Source organism: Methylobacterium sp. WL7 (genome assembly GCF_008040085.1).
Lineage (GTDB): Bacteria > Pseudomonadota > Alphaproteobacteria > Rhizobiales > Beijerinckiaceae > Methylobacterium > Methylobacterium mesophilicum.
This window is the reverse complement of record NZ_VRVG01000303.1, coordinates 1-1,491: the sequence shown is the minus strand read 5'-3', so window position 1 is coordinate 1,491 and position 1,491 is coordinate 1. Positions and strand designations below refer to the sequence as shown.

Genomic DNA, 1,491 nt, shown 5'->3' with positions numbered 1-1,491 from the left:
GGTCGGGAGAGGGGCGGCGTGACGGTGCAGGAGTTCGCGCCCGTCGCGTCCTTTGCGGAGGCGTCGCTCCCCTCTCCCGACCCCTGCTGACGCAGGCGCCACCCTCCCCCGCAAAGGGGGAAGGGTCCGACGCGCGTGTCAGCCACGCCAAGGCTTACCCAAACTTCAAAACCTTGATCGCATCGAAGTCCTGCACCCCGCCGCCGACGCGCTTGGTGGTGTAGAACAGCACGTAGGGCTTGGCCGAGTACGGGTCGCGCAGCACCCGCAGGCCTGTGCGGTCCACCACCAGGTAACCCCGGCGGAAGTCGCCGAACGCCACCGACAGGCTGCCCGCCGCGATCTCCGGCATCGCCTCCGCCTCCGTCACGGGGAACCCGATCAGCGTCGCGGATTGGGCGGCCGTGAGTGGCGGGTGCCAGAGGTAGTTGCCCTGCGCGTCCTTGAACTTGCGGATCGCGCTCTGGGTGCGCCGGTTCATCACGAAGCCGGCATTCTGGCGGTAGCCCGCACGCAGGGCGTAGACCAGGTCGAACAGCACGTCGGACGGGTTGGTCGATGGGAACGCCCCGGCCGCTCCCGTGGCGACGAAGCCGAGCTTGCCCGGCACCCAGGCGGTGTTGGCCACGGTGTCGTAGCTCAAGAAGCCGCGCGGTCGGCTGGCGCCGTTGCCGGTGACGAAGGCCACCCCCTCCTGCTCGGCGAAGGCCATCTCGACCTCGGCCGAGAGCCAGGCGTCGAGGTCGACCACGGCATCGTCCAGCAGCGTCTGGGTCGCGGCCGGCATGGCGTAGAGTTCCATGGCCGGGAACGCGATCTCGGACAGGACCGGCCCGTCGGTGCCGGGGCGCGGCGCGGTCTCGGCGACCCAGCCGGTCACCGGGGCGCCGACCGCGGCGGCGCGCTTGTACTGGGCGCCGGAGATCTGCTGCACGCTGGCGATGGACCGGATCGGCGAGACCTGGGCGAGGCGGGCCAGCACGGTCCGCTCGATGGTCTGGGGCACGAGATAGCCGCCGTCCGGCCCCGATCCGGCCGACAGGGCCTTGGCCTCCAGACGCTTCAGCCCCGCGCTCTCGCCGGCCCGGACGTAGAGGTCGAAGGCCGCCTTGTGCTCCTGCGCGGCCCCGTCCTCCCGGGGTCCCGGCTGGCCGAGCGCCGGCCGGGCGCGGTCGAGGCCGACCCGCTCGAGCCGGGTCTTGGCGGCGTCCAGCGCCGCGTCGATCCGGGCGAGCTTCTCCTCGGTGAGCACGTCGGTGCCGAGCCGGCCCTCGATCTGGGCGATGCGGATCTCGTTGGTCTCCTTGAACGCCTCGAAGGCGGTGGCGAGTTCGTCGAGCGCCGGCTGGACCGGTTCGGCCCCGGGGCGGCCGGCCTTGTTCTCCAGGCCGGGCAGCGCGGCCTTGGTCTCCGGGGCGGGGCTCGACGGCGCGGCGGTGTGGGACATCATCGGACGACCTCGTGGCTGGGGTGGGTGAAGCGGGACCGGGC

At 72.4% G+C, this 1,491-nt stretch carries 1 protein-coding gene; it reads right to left on the bottom strand.

Going from position 1 to position 1,491, the window contains the following annotated elements; genetic code table 11:
- Nucleotides 1-154: 154 nt before the first annotated feature.
- Entirely contained in the window at nt 155-1,450 is a 1,296-nt protein-coding gene (locus FV233_RS29395) for a phage major capsid protein (protein WP_147899631.1), read from the bottom strand.
- Nucleotides 1,451-1,491 lie beyond the last annotated feature (41 nt).

Coding starts and splice junctions, on each gene's coding strand:
- FV233_RS29395 (WP_147899631.1), bottom strand. CDS start 1,450: ATGATGTCCCACACCGCCGCGCCGTCGAGCCCCGCCCCGGAGACCAAG.